The sequence below is a fragment of the Streptomyces sp. NPDC002125 genome (assembly GCF_053593715.1).
In genome coordinates, this window is the sequence record NZ_JBSFDD010000012.1 from 108620 (window position 1) to 125090 (window position 16471).

The window sequence follows — 16471 nt, forward strand, 5'->3', positions numbered from 1 at the left end:
CGGGCGGCGGCTCACCGTCGGTGTGCCGCCCTCCCCTGTGCTCCGCAGCCTGTCGCAGTCCTCGCGGAGGGTCGATTACCGCTGAGGTAACCGCGGGGCGGCGCCGGGCCGCCGGGGCCGTCAGGCGTTCGTGTCGAGGTCCAGGGCGTACAGGCGGGGGAGGTTGACCACGATCGCCTCCTGGGTGCTGCGGGCGATCACCACCACGGCTTCCTCGGTGGGGTCCGGGTTCTCCTCGCGGTGCGGGACGAACGGCGGGACGAAGATGTAGTCGCCCGGCGAGGTGCGCAGCCGGATCTCCTCCGGCTCCCCCTCACCCGAGTCGTCCAGGAAGACGAACTCCGGGTGCCCGCTGACCACATGGATGGCGGTCTCCGACTCGCCGTGGTGGTGGTCGGACGAGGCGGTCGCCGGGGCCACGTGGGTCTGGCCCATCCACAGCTTCTCGGAACCGACGGTCCTGCCGCTGATGGCGCTGAACCTGCGCATGCCGCCGGTCTGCGCCGTGTCCCCGTCGAGACCGTCCGCCCTGATGTGGTGCAGGCGGGTGCGCAGGGGTGTGGTGGCGCTGCCCTGGGCTTCGTGGAGATGAGGGTGGAACCCCTCACCGGGAGTCGTCAACGGCTTGCTCATGACGGGGACGCTAGGACTCCCCCGAAAAGGATGTCAAGAGGTGTCCTTTGCCCTTCACCTGTGGCAATGTTCCCGCAATATATGAACGGAACGAGCGAATTCTTCGCCTGGAACCCGTCGCCGGGCATGATGTGGGGATGCATATCTCCGCGAAGGCGGACTACGCCACGCGCGCCCTTCTCGAGCTCGCGAGTGATCCCGGCCGTCCGCTCTCCTGTGAAGCCATCGCCTCCTCACAACACATTCCGTTCAGGTTCCTGAAGTCCGTCGTGGGCGAGTTGCGCAAGGCGGGCCTCGTCCGGAGCCAGCGCGGCTGCGAAGGCGGTTACTGGCTCGGCAGACCCGCCGAGGACATCGCCCTGCTGGACGTCCTGCGCGCCGTGGACGGTGAACTGATCACCCTGCGGGGCGAGTCGCTGGACGGGCTCGACTACCCCGGTCCCGCCGTGGGACTGCCCGGCGTGTGGCGGCGGGTCGAGTCGGACGCCGCCGCCGTGCTCGGCGGACTGAGCCTGGCCGCGCTGCTGCCCTCGGAAGCGCGCGAGCGGCCGTCCGCGATCGGAGCCGCGTGACCGGCGGGCGGGACGCGTCACCGCTGGAGGTCGTGGAGTACACCGACCCGATGTGCCCCTGGGCCTGGGGTTCCGAGCCGGTCTTCCGCAGGCTGCGGACGGCACTTGCGGGCACGGTCCGCTGGCGTCGGGCGTACGCCGTCCTGTTCGACGACGAGGTGGACGACCCGGCACCCGACCCGGTCGCCGAGACCGCCTGGTACGCGGGGTACGTCGAGCAGATCTGCTCGCACACCGGCGCCCCCCGCGCGGCCGTGCTGCGCCGGGTGGCGGCGAGTTCCTGGCCGTCGTCGCTCGTCGCCGTGGCCGCGGAGCTCCAGGGCGCCGACGTGGCCGAGCGGGTGCTGCGCCGGCTGCGGGAGACCGTCTTCGTGCTGGGCGAACCGGCGGACACCCTCGATTCCGCCGTGGCCGCCGCGCAGGGCATCCCGGGGCTGGACAGCGACCGGCTGAGGTCCGACGCGGCCCGTGACGGGGTACGCGAGCGGGTACGGGCCGACCGTGCGGAAGCTCGGCGGCCGGTGCCCGAAGTCCGGTCCGTACAGAGCGGATCGCCGCATCCGGGTGCGGCGAAGGAGACCTCCGACGGCGGCTTCCGCTACGCGCTGCCGACGCTCCTGGTGCGCGCCCCGTCGGGCCACCGCGCCGTCCCCGGCTGGCGGCCGTACGCGGCGTACGCGGCGGCCTTCGAGGAGCTCCGCCCCGGCCTGCTCGCACCGTCCGCCCCGCTCTCCCCCGCCGAGGCGCTGGAGCGCCACCGGAGCCTGACGGAGCCCGAGCGGGAGCTGCTCGCGGAGGGGCCCTGGCCGCCAACCGGGGCGGTCGCGGTGCGGACCGCGAACGGCCCTGCCTGGCTGCATCCTGACGAAGCGTCAGTTCATCCGGCTGCCGCACCCCGGCCTTCCGCAGGGCCCTGAGCTGCGGTTGAGTGTCGTCCCGCTGAATGAGACACCAAAGGGTGTCCATTGACAGGGGCGTTCGGCTGCCGCCAGGATGAGCCCATGCTCACGACGCACCCCGGTGTGGTGTGCCGCTACGTGGACCTGCGGCGCACCTCCAGCGCACTCTGTCGCTGACCGCCCAGCACCTTCGTTCCACAGGCGCCGCCTGACCTCCGTCGGCGGCACCGGCTCCTCGCCGGCCACGCCGATCCACTGATCCGCGTCTGTGCTCCCGCGTCGGCTCTCCGCATTCCGTCGCGCCTCTTCGTCGTCACCCGTACCGGGCAGTCGAGTTCCTCGACGCCCTGCCCCGGGCCCACCCGTGCCACCTGCGCCGTCGCCTCGATGACGCATGTCCGCACACACGACGACGGATCCGTGCGAGTGCCGCCCCTTCACGCTTCCCCGCCTCCTCCTGCCCTTTTCCAGGTCGGGACCCATCAGAGAGAACGAGATGTCCGCACGACTCACGATCCGCCGCCGACCGGACGCCCGGTCGGTCCGACAGGCGGGCGGCCTGAGGGTCGCAGCCCTCGGAACCGCTGCCATCGCCCTGCTCGTCCCGGCTCTGAGCGCTTGCGGCGGCAGTGCCTCGTCGTCGGCCGGCAACGCCACCCTCAAGTGGGCGTCCTCCTCCTTCCCCAGCCACTGGGACCCTGTGGTCTCGGGCAGTGGCGCGCAGTTCCGCGCACTCGCCCTCGTCTACGCGTCGCTGACGCGGACCGACGAGGACGGGAAGGCCGTCCCCGACCTCGCGGAGAGCTGGGAGTACAACGACAAGGGCGACCAGATCACCTTCCACGTCCGCCCCGGCCTGAAGTTCAGTGACGGTGAGCCGGTCGACGCGGCTGCTGTGAAGGCAGCCATCGAGCGGGCCAAGGAGCAGAAGAACTCGGCGCTCTTCGGCGACCTGACGTCGATCGGTTCGGTGAAGGCCGACGGGCTCGACGCGACACTGAACCTCACTCAGGTCGACTACCAGATACCCCAGTTGCTCGGCGAACGCGTGCTGCAGATCGCCAGCCCGAAGGCCGCGGCGAACCCGGCGAAGCTGGACCAGGGCCCGATCGGCGCGGGACCGTTCGTCGTGGACCAGCTGATCCCCGGCACCAAGGCGGTCCTGCGCAAGAATCCGGACTACTGGGACGCGGAGAACATCCACATCGACGACGTCGAGCTGGTCTCCGCCCCGGACGCCTCGACCGTCGTCTCCGGCCTCCAGACCGGTGTCTACAACTTCGCCGACATCGCCCCCAGCCAGGCCGACGCCGCCGACAAGGCGGGCCTGGACGTCTTCTCCCAGCCCGGCTTCAACGCCTCCAACATCAGCCTGAACGTCAACAAGGCGCCGTTCGACGACGACAGGGTCGTGGACGCCTTCCGCCACGCGATCAACCGCGACGAGTTCGTCGAGAAGCTGACCTTCGGCCACGGCGAGACGACCGACCAGCCGTTCCCCAAGGGCTATGTGGCCTACGACCCGGAGTCGGAGAACGCCTACCCCTACGACCCGGCGAAGGCGAAGAAGCTGCTCGCCGAGGCGGGGTACAAGGCGGGCGGCCTCAAGCTCAACCTGGTCGTCCCGGCGGAGGACCCGCAGGCCGAGATCGTCCAGTCGCAGCTGGCCGCCGTGGGCGTGAAGGTCACCATCAAGATCGACAAGAACTGGGCTACCCCGTTCTTCGCCAAGGATCTGGCCTTCTCCCTGTACGCGACCACGGGCCGCGACTCGGCCGTGCAGACGCTCACCGCCCACTTCGGCCCCGACGGGCCGCTGAACCTGAGCACTCCGTACGAGCCCGAGGGCTTCGAGGAGGCCGTCGCCAAGGTCCGCCGGACACCGCTGGACTCGCCCGACTACACCGAGGTCCTCCAGTCGGCGACGCGCGCGGGCCTCGCCAGCAAGGCGCTCATCTTCACCTTCTCGTCGCCCAACCTCTTCGCCAAGAGCCCGTCCGTCTCCGATCTGCCGAAAAACCCCGCGCACATCGACTGGACCGGCGTGAAGATCACCAACGGTTCCTGACCAACCGTCCATCCACTGCAGAGAGGAGGCAGCCCCATGACGACGACCACTCCGGAGGTCACTTCCGAGCGCCGCCGCCGGCTCGCCACCGCCAGGGCGCGGCACGCCGCGGGGCGGGTGGCCGCCGCCCTCGGCCGGTCGGTCGCGATCTTCGTACCGGTGTTCCTGGTGGCGACGTTCGTGACGTTCGCGCTGCGGTCCATGAGCGGGCTCAGCCCGGCCCGTATCCAGCTGGGTGAGGAGGCGACCCCCGAGGCGATCCAGCGCGTCGAGGCCGAGTGGGGTCTCGACCAGCCCTTCCTCACCCAGTACTGGAACTGGTTCACCGATGTCCTGCACGGGCAGCTGGGCACGAGCTGGGTCAACGGGGCCGACATCTCCACGCTGATCGGCCTGGGGCTGGGCGTGAGCCTCTCGGTCGCGACCTTCGCGCTGGTCATCGGCGTGGTCGTCGGTTTCGTCCTGGGCACGGTGGCCGCGCTGCGGCGGACCACCCTGCTCGACCGTGCGATCACGGGGTTCGTCACCGTGATCTCGGTGATGCCGGCCTTCGTCGTCGGCATCGTGCTGGTCGCGGTCCTCGCGGTCGGGCTCGGGCTGTTCCCCTCGGCCGGATACATCCCGGCCGAGCAGGGCTTCGGCCCGTGGATCGCCCACATCACGCTCCCCGCCCTGGCGTTGAGCTTCGACGTCATCGCCGACGTCGCCCGGCAACTGCGCTCCAGTCTCGTCGCGGCGTACGGCGAGAACTATGTGACGGGCGCGGTGGTACGGGGCCTGAGCCCTCGGCGGATCTTCTTCGCCCATGTGCTGCGCAACGGTCTGGGCCCCGCGCTCGCCACGATCGGGCAGAAGTTCCCCGCGCTGGTCGGTGCCTCCGTGGTCACCGAGTGGATCTTCGGCCTCCAGGGCTTCGGCCGGTTCGCCAACGACTCGGCCCAGGCCGGTGACGTGCCCGCGGTGCAGGGCGTGCTCGTGGTGTCGATCGTGCTGGTCGTCTCCTTCAACCTGATCATCAATCTGGTGCTGGCCCGTGTGATGCCGGCATCCCAGCGGGGGGTCTGACGATGGTGCGCCGCGTCCTCTCACTCACGTCCGGCCGGTTCGCCGTGGCCGTCCTCGTGCTGATCGCCCTCCTCGCGGTGTGCGGTCCCTGGCTCGCCCCGCAGGACCCCCTGGCGACCAGCGACAACACCCTCGCCTCGGCGTCCGGCGCCCACTGGCTGGGGACGGACTACCTGGGCCGTGATGTGTTCAGCCGCCTGCTGGACGGCTCACGCATCAGCGTGCTCGGTTCGCTGGAGGTCGCGCTGATGGCCCTGGTCGTCGGCGCGGTACCCGGAATCCTGTCGGTCTACTCCGGCCGGGTCTTCGAGTGGCTGACCCTCCGTCTGGCCGACACCCTGGTCGCCCTGCCGTTCCTGCTGTTCGCCATCGCCGTGATCGCCCTGCTGGGCAACGGGATCACCCAGGCCATGCTCGTCACCGGCGCTCTGGTCTCCCCGCTCTTCTACCGGGTCGCCCGTGCCGCCACCCTGGCGGTGGCCCGCTCGCCGTACGTGGAGGCCGCGATCGTCTCGGGCGCCTCCGTCGGCTGGATCGTCCGCCGCCACGTCTGGGTCAAGGTGCTCCCGCCGATCGCGGTGGCGCTCGCGCAGACCATCGGCGTCGGTTTCGTCATCGTCTCCAGCCTGACCTTCCTCGGCATCGGCGTACAGCCTCCCGCTCCCACCTGGGGTGGTCTGCTCGCCTCCGACCTGGGCTATCTCAGCCACCAGCCGTGGGCCCCGGTGGCACCCGCCCTGCTGATCATGGTCACGGTCTGGGCCTGCAACCTGCTCGCCGACGCCATCCGCGACGTCTCCGGCGAGGCGGGCCGCGCACTGGTCAACAACCGCAAGGCCAAGGCCCGCCGTCCCGGCGCTTCCGCCTCCGCTTCCGTCTCCGTGGGAGGTTCCCGATGAGGACCCTGTCCCAGAACACCGTTCCCGAGAGCGCCCGGGAGTCCGTGACAGCGGACCCGTCGGCCCCCTCCGGCCCGTCGGCCGCAACGGCTCCGCCGGTGGTCGCCGTCCGCGACGTGCGCATCAGCGACCGTGTCACCGACCGTGAGATCGTCCACGGGGTGGGCTTCGAGCTCACCCCCGGGAAGTCGGTCGGCATCGTCGGCGAGTCCGGCAGCGGCAAGACGCTCACCTGCCGTGCCGTGCTCGGCATCCTGCCCCCGCACTTCGAGGTGTCCGGCGGGTCGGTCGAGATCGACGGCACCGACATCTCGACCCTGACACCCCGGCAGTGGACGGACCTGCGCGGGACCACGGTCGGCGCGGTCTTCCAGGACCCGGCGTCCTATCTGAACCCGTCGATCCGCGTGGGCGCCCAGATTGCCGAGGTCATCCGGGTCAAGAAGGGCGTCAAGCGGCGTGAGGCGCGCAGGCAGTCACTCGAACTCCTGCGGGCCGTGCGCCTGCGGGACCCTGAGCTGGTCCACAGCCAGTACACCTACGAGCTCTCGGGCGGCATGCTCCAGCGCGTCCTGATCGCGGCGGCCATCGCCGTCGAGCCGCGTGCCCTCATCGCGGACGAGGCCACCACGGCACTCGACGTGACGGTCCAGGCCGAGATCCTCGACCTGCTGGCCGAACTCCGTGAGCGCACCGGGCTGGCCCTGGTGGTCGTCTCCCACGACCTGGCCGTCGTCGCCCAGTTGTGCGACGAGGTGCTGGTGATGCGGCAGGGCGAGGTGGTCGAGCAGGGCCCGACGCGCTCCGTGCTGCACGACCCGCAGCACGAGTACACCCGGCTCCTCATGGCCGAGCACGAGCAGTACGGCCTCGACAAGTTCCTCACCCCGAAGGAGGCGTCATGACCCTCACGTCACCGGAGAGCCGGACAGCGGGCGCGGAGACGGAGGGTCCCGCAGCCGTCCTGGACGTCAGGGACCTGGAGGTCCGCTACGGCAGGGGGCGCCGGGCCAGGCGCGCCCTGCACGGGGTCTCGCTGAGCGTCGCCCCCGGGGAGACCGTGGGCGTCATCGGCGAGACGGGCTCGGGGAAGTCCACGCTCGCCCGCGCCGTGCTCGGTCTGGTCCGCGCCTCGGCCGGCTCGATCCTCGTCGGCGGCGAGGAGGTGACCGGATTCGGAAACCGCCAGTGGCGCTCGCTGCGCCGGCGGGGCGTCGTGCAGTACGTCTTCCAGGACCCGCTGCGCAGTCTCGACCCGGACCTCACCGTCGAGGAGTCGCTGACGGAGCCGCTGCTCATCCAGGGGGTTCCGCGCAAGGAGGCGGCGGAGAGGGCCCGTGCCTTCCTCGACCGGGTCCATCTGACCGCCGAACTGCTCCAGCGGCTGCCGGGCGAGCTCTCCGGCGGCCAGCGCCAGCGGGTCGCCGTGGCCCGCGCCCTGGTCACCGAGCCCGCCCTGGTCATTCTCGACGAGCCCGTCAGCGCGCTGGACTCCGCCAACCGCGTCCAGGTGCTGGAGATCCTCAAGGAGCTCCGTGCCGCCGGGACCTCCCTGGTCTTCATCTCCCACGACCTGGGCTCCATCGCGGGGACCGCCGACCGCATCGCCGTGCTCTACAGGGGAGAGCTCGTCGAGACCGGGGCCGCCCGCGACGTCATCAACCACCCGCGCCACGTGTACACGCGGCTGCTCGTCGGCTCCGCGCCCACGCTGCACACGCGGACCGCCGACCGGGCCGAGCGCGAGGCCCTGCGCGCACAGCTCAGCGGCTGACCACCGAGCGCCCGTATCCCGTCCCGCCGGCATCGGCGGACCACCGGGTACCCCGCATCCCGTCCCGCCGTCGTCCGCGGCCGGCCCCCTTCACATCGCACGTACCACTGAGAGGAACACCCATGTCCCGCAGGCTCCACCTCGCACTGCACCCCTACGGCGTCGGCGGCCCCGGCCAGCACGGCCTGTGGAAGGACCCGGCCGTCGCGAAGAACGCCAGCATCGACATCAACTACTACATCCAGCAGGCGCAGGCGGCCGAACACGCGCTCTTCGACGCGCTGTTCGTGGTGGACAGCCAGTTCATCAACTCCACCTACCCGTCGCACTACCTGAACCGGCTGGAGCCGCTCACGCTGCTGTCCGCGGTCGCCACCCACACCAAGCACCTCGGTCTGGTCGGCACGGCGAGCTCGACGTACAACTCCCCGTTCAACCTGGCCCGTCGCTTCGCCTCGCTCGACCACATCAGCTCCGGACGCGCCGGCTGGAACGTGGTGACGAGCTTCGACACCGGCACCTCCAGGAACTACGGGCTGGACGAGCACCTGGACTACGCCACGCGCTACGGCCGCGCGCTGGAATTCGTACAGGTCGCGCGCGGCCTGTGGGACTCCTACGAGGACGACGCCTTCCCCGCGGACGTGGAGCGCGGCATCTTCCTCGACCCTTCCAGGCTGCACGCGCTGGACCACGAGGGCGAGCACTTCAAGGTCGCCGGTCCGCTCAACCTCTCCCGCTCGCCGCAGGGCCAGCCGGTGATCTTCCAGGCGGGCGTCTCCCCCGAGGGCCGCGACCTCGCCGCACGCGTCGCCGAGGGCATCTACGCACCGGGCGGCACGCTGGAGCAGGCGCGGGAGTACTACGCCGACATCAAGAAGCGCACGGCCGCCTACGGGCGTGACCCCGAGCACATCAAGGTCTTCATCCACGGCGGTCCGATCGTCGGCGCGACCGACGAGGAGGCCAGGCGCCGGGAGCGGGACATCTTCGAGGAGGACAACGACTTCGCGAGCAACCTCGCGCTGCTGGGCCGGTCCTTCGGCGCGTACGACTTCAGCGTGCACGACCTGGACGCGCCGTTCCCGGACGTCGCGCACCTCGCGGAGAAGGGCGGCCGGACGGGGGCCGCGAAGATCATCGAGCGGGCGAAGGCCGAGAAGCTGACGCTGCGCCAGGTCGCGGACTCGGTCAACGCCTTCCGCGCCTCGCCGTTCGTCGGGGCTCCCGAGACCGTCGCGGACACCATCGAGCAGTGGTTCGACGCCGGCACCCTGGACGGCATCAACCTGGCCTTCCGCAACAACGACGACCTGAACCGCTTCGTGGACGGCGTGGTGCCGCTCCTGCAGAAGCGCGGCCTGTTCCGGACCGAGTACGAGGCCGACACCCTGCGCGGCAACCTCGGCCTGCCCGTCCCCGGCAACCGCCACACCGTCGAGCGCGAGCGCGCGAACGGCTGAGGTGCGTTCCGCGCACCCCCTCCCCCGGCCCGCCGGCCGGAGACCCACGCACTCACCACCCGCCACGCCCCTTCGCAGGAGTATGAAATGACCGAGTACACCGACTACTTCGGCCCCGACGGCCTCCGCACCCGCGGCACCGTCGTCGTCGTGCCCGGCCGGGGCGAGACCCGGGCGACCTACGCCCGGCTGGGCAGGCGGCTGGCAGCCGACGCCTACCGCGTCCGTGTCGTCGACGCCCCCGGCATCGACCCGGCGGACCCGGCCGGATCACTGACCCGCCTCGCCGGCGTCCTCGCCGCAGCCGCCGAGGACTCGGCCCCGGGCGTCGACGGTGCCGTCCGCCCGCTCGTGCTGGTGGGTGCGGACACCGGAGCCGTCGCCGTCGCCGCGCTCCTCGGCCGGGGCGACGCCTCCGCCGCGGGACGCCCGGACGCCGTCGTCCTCGCGGGCATTCCGGGCCGCGCCGCCACCGCCGTCGGCGGCTGGGACGAGGAGCTCGACGTGCGTACCGCCTGCCCCGCCCACCGGGGCACGCTCACCGAGGACACCGGGATACGGCGCGGCGCGCTCGACGACGCCGTGCCGCAGGAGCTGCTCACCGCGGCGTACGAAGGTGAACTCGGCGTCCCCGCGCTGCTCCTCGTCGGTGACGCCGATCCGCTCGCGGACCGCGAGGCGCTCGTCCGTACGGCGAAGTCCCTGGGACGCGCCCGCCTTTCGGTCGTCCGCGACGCGCACCACGACGTGCTGAACGACATGCAGCACCGCTCCGTGGCCGCGGAGGTCGTCAGCTTCCTGGAGACGCTGCGCAACGAGCTGGTGCCGGTGGTCACGGTCGATTCGAGCGCGTGGTGAGCCCCGGCGCGCCCGGCCCCGTGCCCCGCCGCCGGCCGTTCTGACCGGCGAGAACCGAAGAGTCCCCGGGATCGAAGAGATCCACGAGATCCGAAAAGCCCCGAAGAGAAAGGCCCGTCCTCATGGCAACCATCCTGTCCGTCTCCGGAAGCCCCTCCGCCACGTCACGAACCGCGCGGCTCCTGCGCCACCTGGACGACCGGCTCCGGGAGCAGGGCCACGACGTGACGCCGCTGGATGTGCGCACGCTGCCCGCCGAGGCGCTGCTCGGCGCCGACTTCGGGCACCCGGCGGTCGTCGGCGCCACGGCGCTGTTCGAGGAGGCGGACGGGGTGGTCATCGGCACCCCCGTCTACAAGGCCGCCTACTCGGGGCTGCTGAAGTCGCTGCTCGACCTTCTCCCGCAGTACGCGCTGACCGGCAAGACCGTGCTGCCGCTGGCCACCGGCGGCAGCACGGCCCATGTGCTGGCCATCGACTACGCGCTCCGGCCGGTGCTCAGCTCGATGGGCGCGGCGCACATCGTCCCCGGCTGGTTCACGCTGGACAAGGACATCACCGCGGGCGTGGACGGCACGCTGAGCATCGCCCCCGGTACGGCCGAAGCGCTGGCGCAGGTCACGGACACCTTCTCGCGTGTGCTGGGCGGGCGCACGGCGGTGCTGGCACCCACGGGCTGAGGCCGTCGGCGGTGCCAACGGACCGGGCCGGCCGGACGTGCCGGTGCCCACGGACCGAGGCCGGTGCGGTGCCCGCGCCCCCTGCCGGCGCCGTTCACGCGGCCCGGAGGCGCCGCCACACCGCCTTCGCCGCGTGGTGGCCCGACATGCCGTGCACCCCGGGGCCGGGCGGGGTGGCCGACGAGCAGAGGAAGACGGCGGGGTGGGCGGTGGCGTACGGCACCCGGGCGAGCTTGGGCCGGATCACCGTCTGCAGCCCGGCGAACGCGCCGGTCGCGATGTCGCCGCCGACGTAGTTGGCGTTGCGAACGGCGAGCCGGGGCGGCCCGGCGACCGCGCGGGCCAGGACCAGATCGCGGAACCCCGGTGCGAACCGCTCCAGTTGACGTTCGATGACCTCGGTGGCGTCGCCCTCCCAGCCGGCCGGGACATGCCCGTACGCCCAGAAGACATGGCGGCCCTCGGGCGCCCGGGTCGGGTCGACGAGGCTGGGCTGCGCGGTGATGAGGAAGGGGACGCTCGGGTCGCGGCCCGACACGGCGGCACGCAGGGCCGCGTCGATCTCACCGGCCGTCGGGCCGACATGGACCGTGCCGGCCCGCCGGGCCTCCTCCGCCGTCCAGGGCACGGGGCCCGACAGCGCGTAGTCGATCTTGAAGCAGGAGGCGCCGTACCGGTAGTGGTCGTAGGCGCCGCCGAGCCCGGCGATCCGGGCGAGCGCGGTGGGTGAGGTGTCGAAGACGTACGCGCGTGCGGGCGGGAGTTCGTCGAGGCGCTTGACCTCCGTGCCGGTGCGGATCGCGCCGCCGTGTTCCCGCAGAAGGGAGGCGAGGGCGTCGGAGATGGCCTGCGAGCCGCCGCGCGGCACCGGCCAGCCGTTCTCGTGGGCGGCCAGCGCGAAGAGCAGCGCGACGCCCGCGGTGGCGAGGCTTCCCGCGGGTGCGATGGCATGCCCGGCGAGACCCGCGATCAGCGCACGCGCCTTCTCGCCCCGGAAGCGCCGGGAGAGCAGCGCGGCCGGCTGGAGCGCGTCGAGCCCGAAGCGCGCCCAGCGGTACGGATCGCGGGGCAGCCCGTCCCACGGGGTGCGCAGGAAGTCCTGGGCGAGGGTGTCCCAGTGGCCGAGGAAGGGGGCGACGAGTCTGCGGTAGGCGCCGGCGTCCGCCGGTCCGAGCGACATCGCGCTCTCCCCGACGGAACCGGTGAGCACCGCGGCGGAGCCGTCCGGGAAGGGGTGGGCGAGCGAGAGGGGCGCCTGGAGCCATTCGAGGCCGTGCCGGGCCAGGGGCATCGCTTTGAAGGCCGGCGAGCCTATGCCCAGCGGGTGCACGGCGGAACACGGGTCATGGCGGAACCCGGGCAGCGTCAGCTCCTCCGTGCGCGCGCCGCCTCCGACGGTGTCCGCTGCCTCGAACACCTCGACGGCGAAGCCGCGACGGGCCAGCTCGACCGCGGCCGTCAGCCCGTTGGGGCCCGCCCCCACGACGACGGCATCAAGCATCGATGACACCTGCGGACTCCTTTGTCTGCGAACGGCCGGATCACCAGGATATTCCGGTGCACCGACAGCGGACCCCCGGGTGGCCTCCCGTCCGGTGGACGACCCGGCGAACGACACGACCGGCGACCGGGGCGCGCAGGGGCGCGCGCTCCCCCACCGTGCTCAGTCCTGCCCGCCGGCCCGCAGCGCCTGGAGGATCCGCTCCGCCGTAGCCCCGTCCCTGGCCGCGGTGAACGGCAGGTCGTTGCCGCCGGTGACGCGGAAGGGGACGCCGGCGAGCGTCGACTGGGCGCCGCCGGCCTCGGTGACGAGGAGCAGCCCCGCCGCGTGGTCCCAAGGGAACTCCCAGTTGAAAGCGACGGCGTCCTGCGCGCCGCAGGCGACGGCGAGGTACTCCAGGCCCGCCGATCCGCAGGAGCGGGCGTCGATGCCCTCGGTGTTCAGGCCGAGCAGGGCGCGCTTCTGGGCGTCGGAGGTGTAGTCGGGGTGGGACATGGCCACCTTGAGCACGGCGCCGGGAGCGGGCGAACCGCTGTGCAGCGCGGTGCCGTTGAGTGTGGCGCCCCGGCCCTTGACCGCGAAGGCGAACTCGTCGAGCACGGGGGCGTACGTCCATGAGGCGTACACCTCGCCGTGGAGCGCGAGCGCCACCAGGGTGCAGAAGCCGGGTTCGCCGTGGACGAACTGGCGGGTGCCGTCGACCGGGTCGACGATCCATACGGGCGCCTCGCCGCCGAGCGCGTCGAGGACCGAGGGGTCGGCGTGGACGGCCTCCTCGCCGACGACGACCGATCCGGGCAGGAGCCGCGTCAGGGACGCGGCGAGGTGCTCCTCGGCGAGCCGGTCGGCGGCGGTGACGAGGTCGTGCGGGCCGCTCTTCTCGACGATCTCGTGCGCGGCCAGCTGCCGGTAGCGCGGCAGGATCTCGGCGGCGGCCGCCGCGCGGACGGCCGCCTCCACCCGCGTCAGCTGCCCGGCGTCCCCGGCGGTCCCGTACAGGAAGTCATCGATCATGACTCCAGCTAAGCACGGCCCGCCGGGAACGCTCCGGGCAGGCGGTCAGCGGCCCACCGCGTATCCCTGCATTCCGCGCGGGTTCGCCGCGGCCGACAGGACGCCGGTCTCCGGGTCCCTGGCGACCGCGCACATCCGGCCCTCGGACCAGGGTTCACCGACCGTGACGTCATGGCCCCGGCGGCGCAGCTCCTCCACGACGCCGGCGTCCATGTGCTCCTCGACGGTGACGCTGCCCGGGCGCATCCCGCGCGGGAAGAAGGAGCCGGGGAAGCTGTCGTTGTGCCAGTTCGGGGCGTCGATGGCGCCCTGGAGGTCGAGGCCGCCGCGCACCCTCCCGCGCAGTGCCACGGCGAGGAAGAAGTGCAGCTGCCACTGGTCCTGCTGGTCACCGCCCGGTGTGCCGAAGGCCATGACGGGCACCCCGTCGCGCAGGGCGAGGGACGGGGTGAGCGTGGTGCGCGGCCGGCGGCCCGGGGTCAGTGTGTTCGGCAGGCCCTCGTCGAGCCAGGCCATCTGCAGCCGGGTGCCGAGCGGGAAGCCCAGCTCGGGCACGACCGGGTTGGACTGGAGCCAGCCGCCGCTGGGCGTGGCGGCGATCATGTTGCCCCAGCGGTCCACGATGTCGAGGTGGCAGGTGTCGCCGCGGGTCGCGCCGTCCTTGGCGACGGTCGGCTCGCCCGCCCCCGCGGCCGGTATGCCCATGGCGTCGAACCCGGCCTCACCGGCCGCGACGGCGTGGGCGTGCGCGCTGAGGAGCGGGGTGCGGCCGTCGGGGCTGCCGGGGCGCAGCTCCAGGGAGGCGGTGTCCTCGACCAGGGCGCGGCGCTCGTCGTTGTACGGGGCGGAGAGCAGGGTGGCGAGGGGGACGCCGGCGGCGTCGCCGTACCAGGCCTCGCGGTCGGCCATCGCGAGCTTGCAGCCCTCGATCAGCAGGTGGACGTAGTCGGCCGAACCGTACGCCGGGAGCTCGGCGGGGAGGAGGGCGAGCTGCTGGAGGAAGGCGGGGCCCTGGCTCCAGCCGGCCGCCTTGGCGAGCGTCCAGCCGTTCCACTCGTAGGTGGCGGGCGCCTCGTAGGAAGCGGACCAGTCCGCGAGGTCGGCGGCGGTGAGGGTGCCGGTGTGACGGGTCCCGCTGGTGTCCATGGTGGGGACGGCGGCCTGGCGGACCAGTGCCTCGGCGATGAAGCCGGTGCGCCAGATCGCGCGGGCGGCGTCGATCTGCGCGGTACGGTCCTCGCCGCCCGCCTCCTCGGCCTCGGCGGTCAGGCGGCGCCAGGTGGCGGCGAGGGCCGGGTTGCGGAACAGCGTGCCGGGCTCGGGGGACTTCCCGCCGGGCAGATAGACCTCGGCGCTGGTGGGCCACTCGGTCTCGAAGAGCTCGCGGACGGTTTCCACGGTCTCGCCGACCCGCTCGACGGGGGCGTGGCCGTCCTCTGCGTAGCCGATGGCGTACCTGAGGACCTCGGCGAGGGTCTTGGTCCCGTGGTCGCGCAGCAGCATCATCCAGGCGTCGAAGGCACCGGGCACGGCGGCGGCGAGCGGTCCGGTGCCGGGGACCAGGTCGAGGCCGAGCGAGCGGTAGTGGGCGGCCGAGGCTCCGGCGGGGGCGGGGCCCTGCCCGCACAGCACCCGCACGTCGCCGTCCTTCGGCGCCAGGATCATGGGGACCTCGCCGGCCGGGCCGTTGAGGTGCGGCTCGACGACGTGCAGGACGAATCCGGCGGCGACGGCCGCGTCGTAGGCGTTGCCGCCGTCCTCCAGGACGGCCATCGCGGACTGCGAGGCGAGCCAGTGGGTGGAGGACACCATGCCGAAGGTGCCCTGGAGTGTGGGGCGGGTGGTGAACACGGATGCGGCTCCTTGCTGCGGCGTGCGGGGGTTCTGTGGTGCTTCGCGGATCGTACGGACGGGAGGTCGGGCCCCGGCGGGGCAGGGTGTTTCGTCCGGGTCGGGCCGGGTCGGGTGCCGGGGCACGCGGGCCGGCCCGGTCCGGACGAGAGCCCCGGGTCAGGCCGCGGCGTCCGGGGCGGTGCCGTCGTCGGTCACCAGATGGCAGGAGACCTGCCGGCCGTCGGGGATCTCGCGCAGGGCGGGGACCTCGGTGCGGCACCGGTCGACGGCGAGCGGGCACCGGGTGTGGAAGCGGCAGCCGGGCGGGGGGTCGAGGGGGCTGGGCAGTTCGCCGTGCAGCACGATGCGCTCGCGGGAGCGCTGGGCGACGGGGTCGGGGACCGGGGCGGCGGAGAGCAGCGCCTGGGTGTAGGGGTGCTTGGGGGCGGCGAACAGTTCGGCGGTCGGGGCCTGTTCGACGATCTGCCCGAGATACATCACGGCGATCCGGTCGGCGAGGAACTCGACGGCGGCCAGGTCGTGGGTGATGAACAGGCAGCCGAAGCCCCGGTCGCGCTGGAGGTCGGCGAGGAGGTTGAGCACGGACGCCTGGACCGAGACGTCGAGCGCCGATGTGGGCTCGTCGGCGATGACCAGATCGGGGTCGCAGGACAGGGCGCGGGCGATCGAGATGCGCTGGCGCTGCCCGCCGGACAGCTCGTGGGGGTGCCGGTCGGCGTGCTCGGGGCGCAGCCCGACCTGGCCGAGCAGCTGCTCGACCCGTTCCCGTACGGCCGCTCCGCGTGCGTGGCGGTGCAGCCGGATGGGCTCGGCGATGATCTGGCCGACGGTCATCCGGGGGTCGAGGGAGGACGAGGGGTCCTGGAAGACCAGGTGGAAGTCCTTGCGCAGGGGGCGCAGCGCACGGCGGGAGAGGTGGCTGACGTCGATGCCGTTGATGTGGACGGTGCCCGCGGTGGGCTCGTCGAGGCGCACGGCGCACCGGCCGACGGTCGATTTGCCGCTGCCCGACTCGCCGACGAGGCCGACGACTTCGCCGCGGCCGACGGTGATCGAGACTCCGTCGACGGCCCTCACGGTGCCGCCGCCCGAGGCACCGAAGTGCCGTTCCATGGCGCTGATCTCCAGCACCGGGGGGCGCGGTCCGCCGCCCGCCTCGCCTTCGCGCGGTGCGGGGTCGGTCTGTGCGGT

15 protein-coding genes are annotated in these 16471 nt (G+C 72.5%); 10 read left to right on the top strand and 5 right to left on the bottom strand.

The window, feature by feature from the left end; translation table 11 throughout:
* Positions 1-120: 120 nt before the first annotated feature.
* Complete coding sequence (locus ACWCQM_RS21510; RefSeq protein ID WP_450916772.1) at positions 121-633, bottom strand: cupin domain-containing protein; 513 nt, start codon at positions 631-633, stop codon at positions 121-123.
* 137 nt (positions 634-770) lie between these two features.
* Between ACWCQM_RS21510 and ACWCQM_RS21515 the strand changes: the two genes are divergently transcribed.
* The 10 genes from ACWCQM_RS21515 to ssuE all read left to right on the top strand — a co-directional run bounded on the left by ACWCQM_RS21515 (position 771) and on the right by ssuE (position 10911).
* The gene (locus ACWCQM_RS21515) at positions 771-1205 is read left to right on the top strand and encodes an RrF2 family transcriptional regulator (protein WP_450916773.1); all 435 of its coding nucleotides are present in this window, start codon (positions 771-773) and stop codon (positions 1203-1205) included.
* 50 nt (positions 1206-1255) lie between these two features.
* Positions 1256-2122 (top strand): DsbA family oxidoreductase, encoded by an 867-nt coding sequence (locus ACWCQM_RS21520; RefSeq protein WP_450916873.1) that lies wholly within the window; start codon positions 1256-1258, stop codon positions 2120-2122.
* A 478-nt stretch (positions 2123-2600) separates the two neighbouring features.
* Complete coding sequence (locus tag ACWCQM_RS21525; protein WP_450916774.1) at positions 2601-4172, top strand: ABC transporter substrate-binding protein; 1572 nt, start codon at positions 2601-2603, stop codon at positions 4170-4172.
* Between the two features lie 36 nt (positions 4173-4208).
* Entirely contained in the window at positions 4209-5237 is a 1029-nt protein-coding gene (locus ACWCQM_RS21530) for an ABC transporter permease (protein WP_450916775.1), read from the top strand.
* A 2-nt stretch (positions 5238-5239) separates the two neighbouring features.
* Complete coding sequence (locus ACWCQM_RS21535; RefSeq protein ID WP_450916776.1) at positions 5240-6136, top strand: ABC transporter permease; 897 nt, start codon at positions 5240-5242, stop codon at positions 6134-6136.
* The gene (locus ACWCQM_RS21540; protein ID WP_450916777.1) at positions 6133-7041 is read left to right on the top strand and encodes an ABC transporter ATP-binding protein; all 909 of its coding nucleotides are present in this window, start codon (positions 6133-6135) and stop codon (positions 7039-7041) included. The genes ACWCQM_RS21535 and ACWCQM_RS21540 overlap by 4 nt, the downstream gene beginning before the upstream one ends.
* Positions 7038-7910 carry an ABC transporter ATP-binding protein gene (locus ACWCQM_RS21545; RefSeq protein WP_450916778.1) on the top strand — a complete coding sequence of 291 codons (873 nt, stop codon included), beginning with the start codon at positions 7038-7040 and terminating at the stop codon, positions 7908-7910. The genes ACWCQM_RS21540 and ACWCQM_RS21545 overlap by 4 nt, the downstream gene beginning before the upstream one ends.
* 122 nt (positions 7911-8032) lie before the next feature.
* Positions 8033-9373, top strand: a complete 1341-nt coding sequence (locus ACWCQM_RS21550; protein ID WP_450916779.1) for an LLM class flavin-dependent oxidoreductase — start codon at positions 8033-8035, stop codon at positions 9371-9373.
* Between the two features lie 87 nt (positions 9374-9460).
* On the top strand, positions 9461-10231 hold the full coding sequence (locus tag ACWCQM_RS21555; RefSeq protein ID WP_450916780.1) for an alpha/beta hydrolase: 771 nt from the start codon (positions 9461-9463) through the stop codon (positions 10229-10231).
* 122 nt (positions 10232-10353) lie between these two features.
* Positions 10354-10911, top strand: a complete 558-nt coding sequence (ssuE, locus tag ACWCQM_RS21560; RefSeq protein WP_450916781.1) for an NADPH-dependent FMN reductase — start codon at positions 10354-10356, stop codon at positions 10909-10911.
* A gap of 94 nt (positions 10912-11005) precedes the next feature.
* Here ssuE and ACWCQM_RS21565 read toward each other — a convergent pair whose 3' ends face one another.
* The 4 genes from ACWCQM_RS21565 to ACWCQM_RS21580 all read right to left on the bottom strand — a co-directional run bounded on the left by ACWCQM_RS21565 (position 11006) and on the right by ACWCQM_RS21580 (position 16393).
* Positions 11006-12421 carry a phytoene desaturase family protein gene (locus ACWCQM_RS21565; RefSeq protein WP_450916782.1) on the bottom strand — a complete coding sequence of 472 codons (1416 nt, stop codon included), beginning with the start codon at positions 12419-12421 and terminating at the stop codon, positions 11006-11008.
* Between the two features lie 153 nt (positions 12422-12574).
* The gene (locus ACWCQM_RS21570) at positions 12575-13426 is read right to left on the bottom strand and encodes an inositol monophosphatase family protein (RefSeq protein WP_450916783.1); all 852 of its coding nucleotides are present in this window, start codon (positions 13424-13426) and stop codon (positions 12575-12577) included.
* A 45-nt stretch (positions 13427-13471) separates the two neighbouring features.
* The gene (locus tag ACWCQM_RS21575; RefSeq protein WP_450916784.1) at positions 13472-15277 is read right to left on the bottom strand and encodes a gamma-glutamyltransferase family protein; all 1806 of its coding nucleotides are present in this window, start codon (positions 15275-15277) and stop codon (positions 13472-13474) included.
* 159 nt (positions 15278-15436) lie between these two features.
* Positions 15437-16393, bottom strand: coding sequence for an ABC transporter ATP-binding protein (locus tag ACWCQM_RS21580; protein ID WP_450916874.1), 957 nt, complete (start codon positions 16391-16393; stop codon positions 15437-15439).
* Positions 16394-16471 lie beyond the last annotated feature (78 nt).

Bases quoted from the DNA above. Each gene is read 5' to 3' on its own strand.
- ACWCQM_RS21540 (WP_450916777.1), top strand. From the start codon at position 6,133: ATGAGGACCCTGTCCCAGAACACCGTTCCCGAGAGCGCCCGGGAGTCC.
- ACWCQM_RS21550 (WP_450916779.1), top strand. From the start codon at position 8,033: ATGTCCCGCAGGCTCCACCTCGCACTGCACCCCTACGGCGTCGGCGGC.
- ACWCQM_RS21520 (WP_450916873.1), top strand. From the start codon at position 1,256: ATGTGCCCCTGGGCCTGGGGTTCCGAGCCGGTCTTCCGCAGGCTGCGG.
- ACWCQM_RS21570 (WP_450916783.1), bottom strand. From the start codon at position 13,426: ATGATCGATGACTTCCTGTACGGGACCGCCGGGGACGCCGGGCAGCTG.
- ACWCQM_RS21510 (WP_450916772.1), bottom strand. From the start codon at position 633: ATGAGCAAGCCGTTGACGACTCCCGGTGAGGGGTTCCACCCTCATCTC.
- ACWCQM_RS21555 (WP_450916780.1), top strand. From the start codon at position 9,461: ATGACCGAGTACACCGACTACTTCGGCCCCGACGGCCTCCGCACCCGC.
- ACWCQM_RS21515 (WP_450916773.1), top strand. From the start codon at position 771: ATGCATATCTCCGCGAAGGCGGACTACGCCACGCGCGCCCTTCTCGAG.
- ssuE (WP_450916781.1), top strand. From the start codon at position 10,354: ATGGCAACCATCCTGTCCGTCTCCGGAAGCCCCTCCGCCACGTCACGA.
- ACWCQM_RS21580 (WP_450916874.1), bottom strand. From the start codon at position 16,393: ATGGAACGGCACTTCGGTGCCTCGGGCGGCGGCACCGTGAGGGCCGTC.
- ACWCQM_RS21535 (WP_450916776.1), top strand. From the start codon at position 5,240: ATGGTGCGCCGCGTCCTCTCACTCACGTCCGGCCGGTTCGCCGTGGCC.
- ACWCQM_RS21545 (WP_450916778.1), top strand. From the start codon at position 7,038: ATGACCCTCACGTCACCGGAGAGCCGGACAGCGGGCGCGGAGACGGAG.
- ACWCQM_RS21530 (WP_450916775.1), top strand. From the start codon at position 4,209: ATGACGACGACCACTCCGGAGGTCACTTCCGAGCGCCGCCGCCGGCTC.
- ACWCQM_RS21525 (WP_450916774.1), top strand. From the start codon at position 2,601: ATGTCCGCACGACTCACGATCCGCCGCCGACCGGACGCCCGGTCGGTC.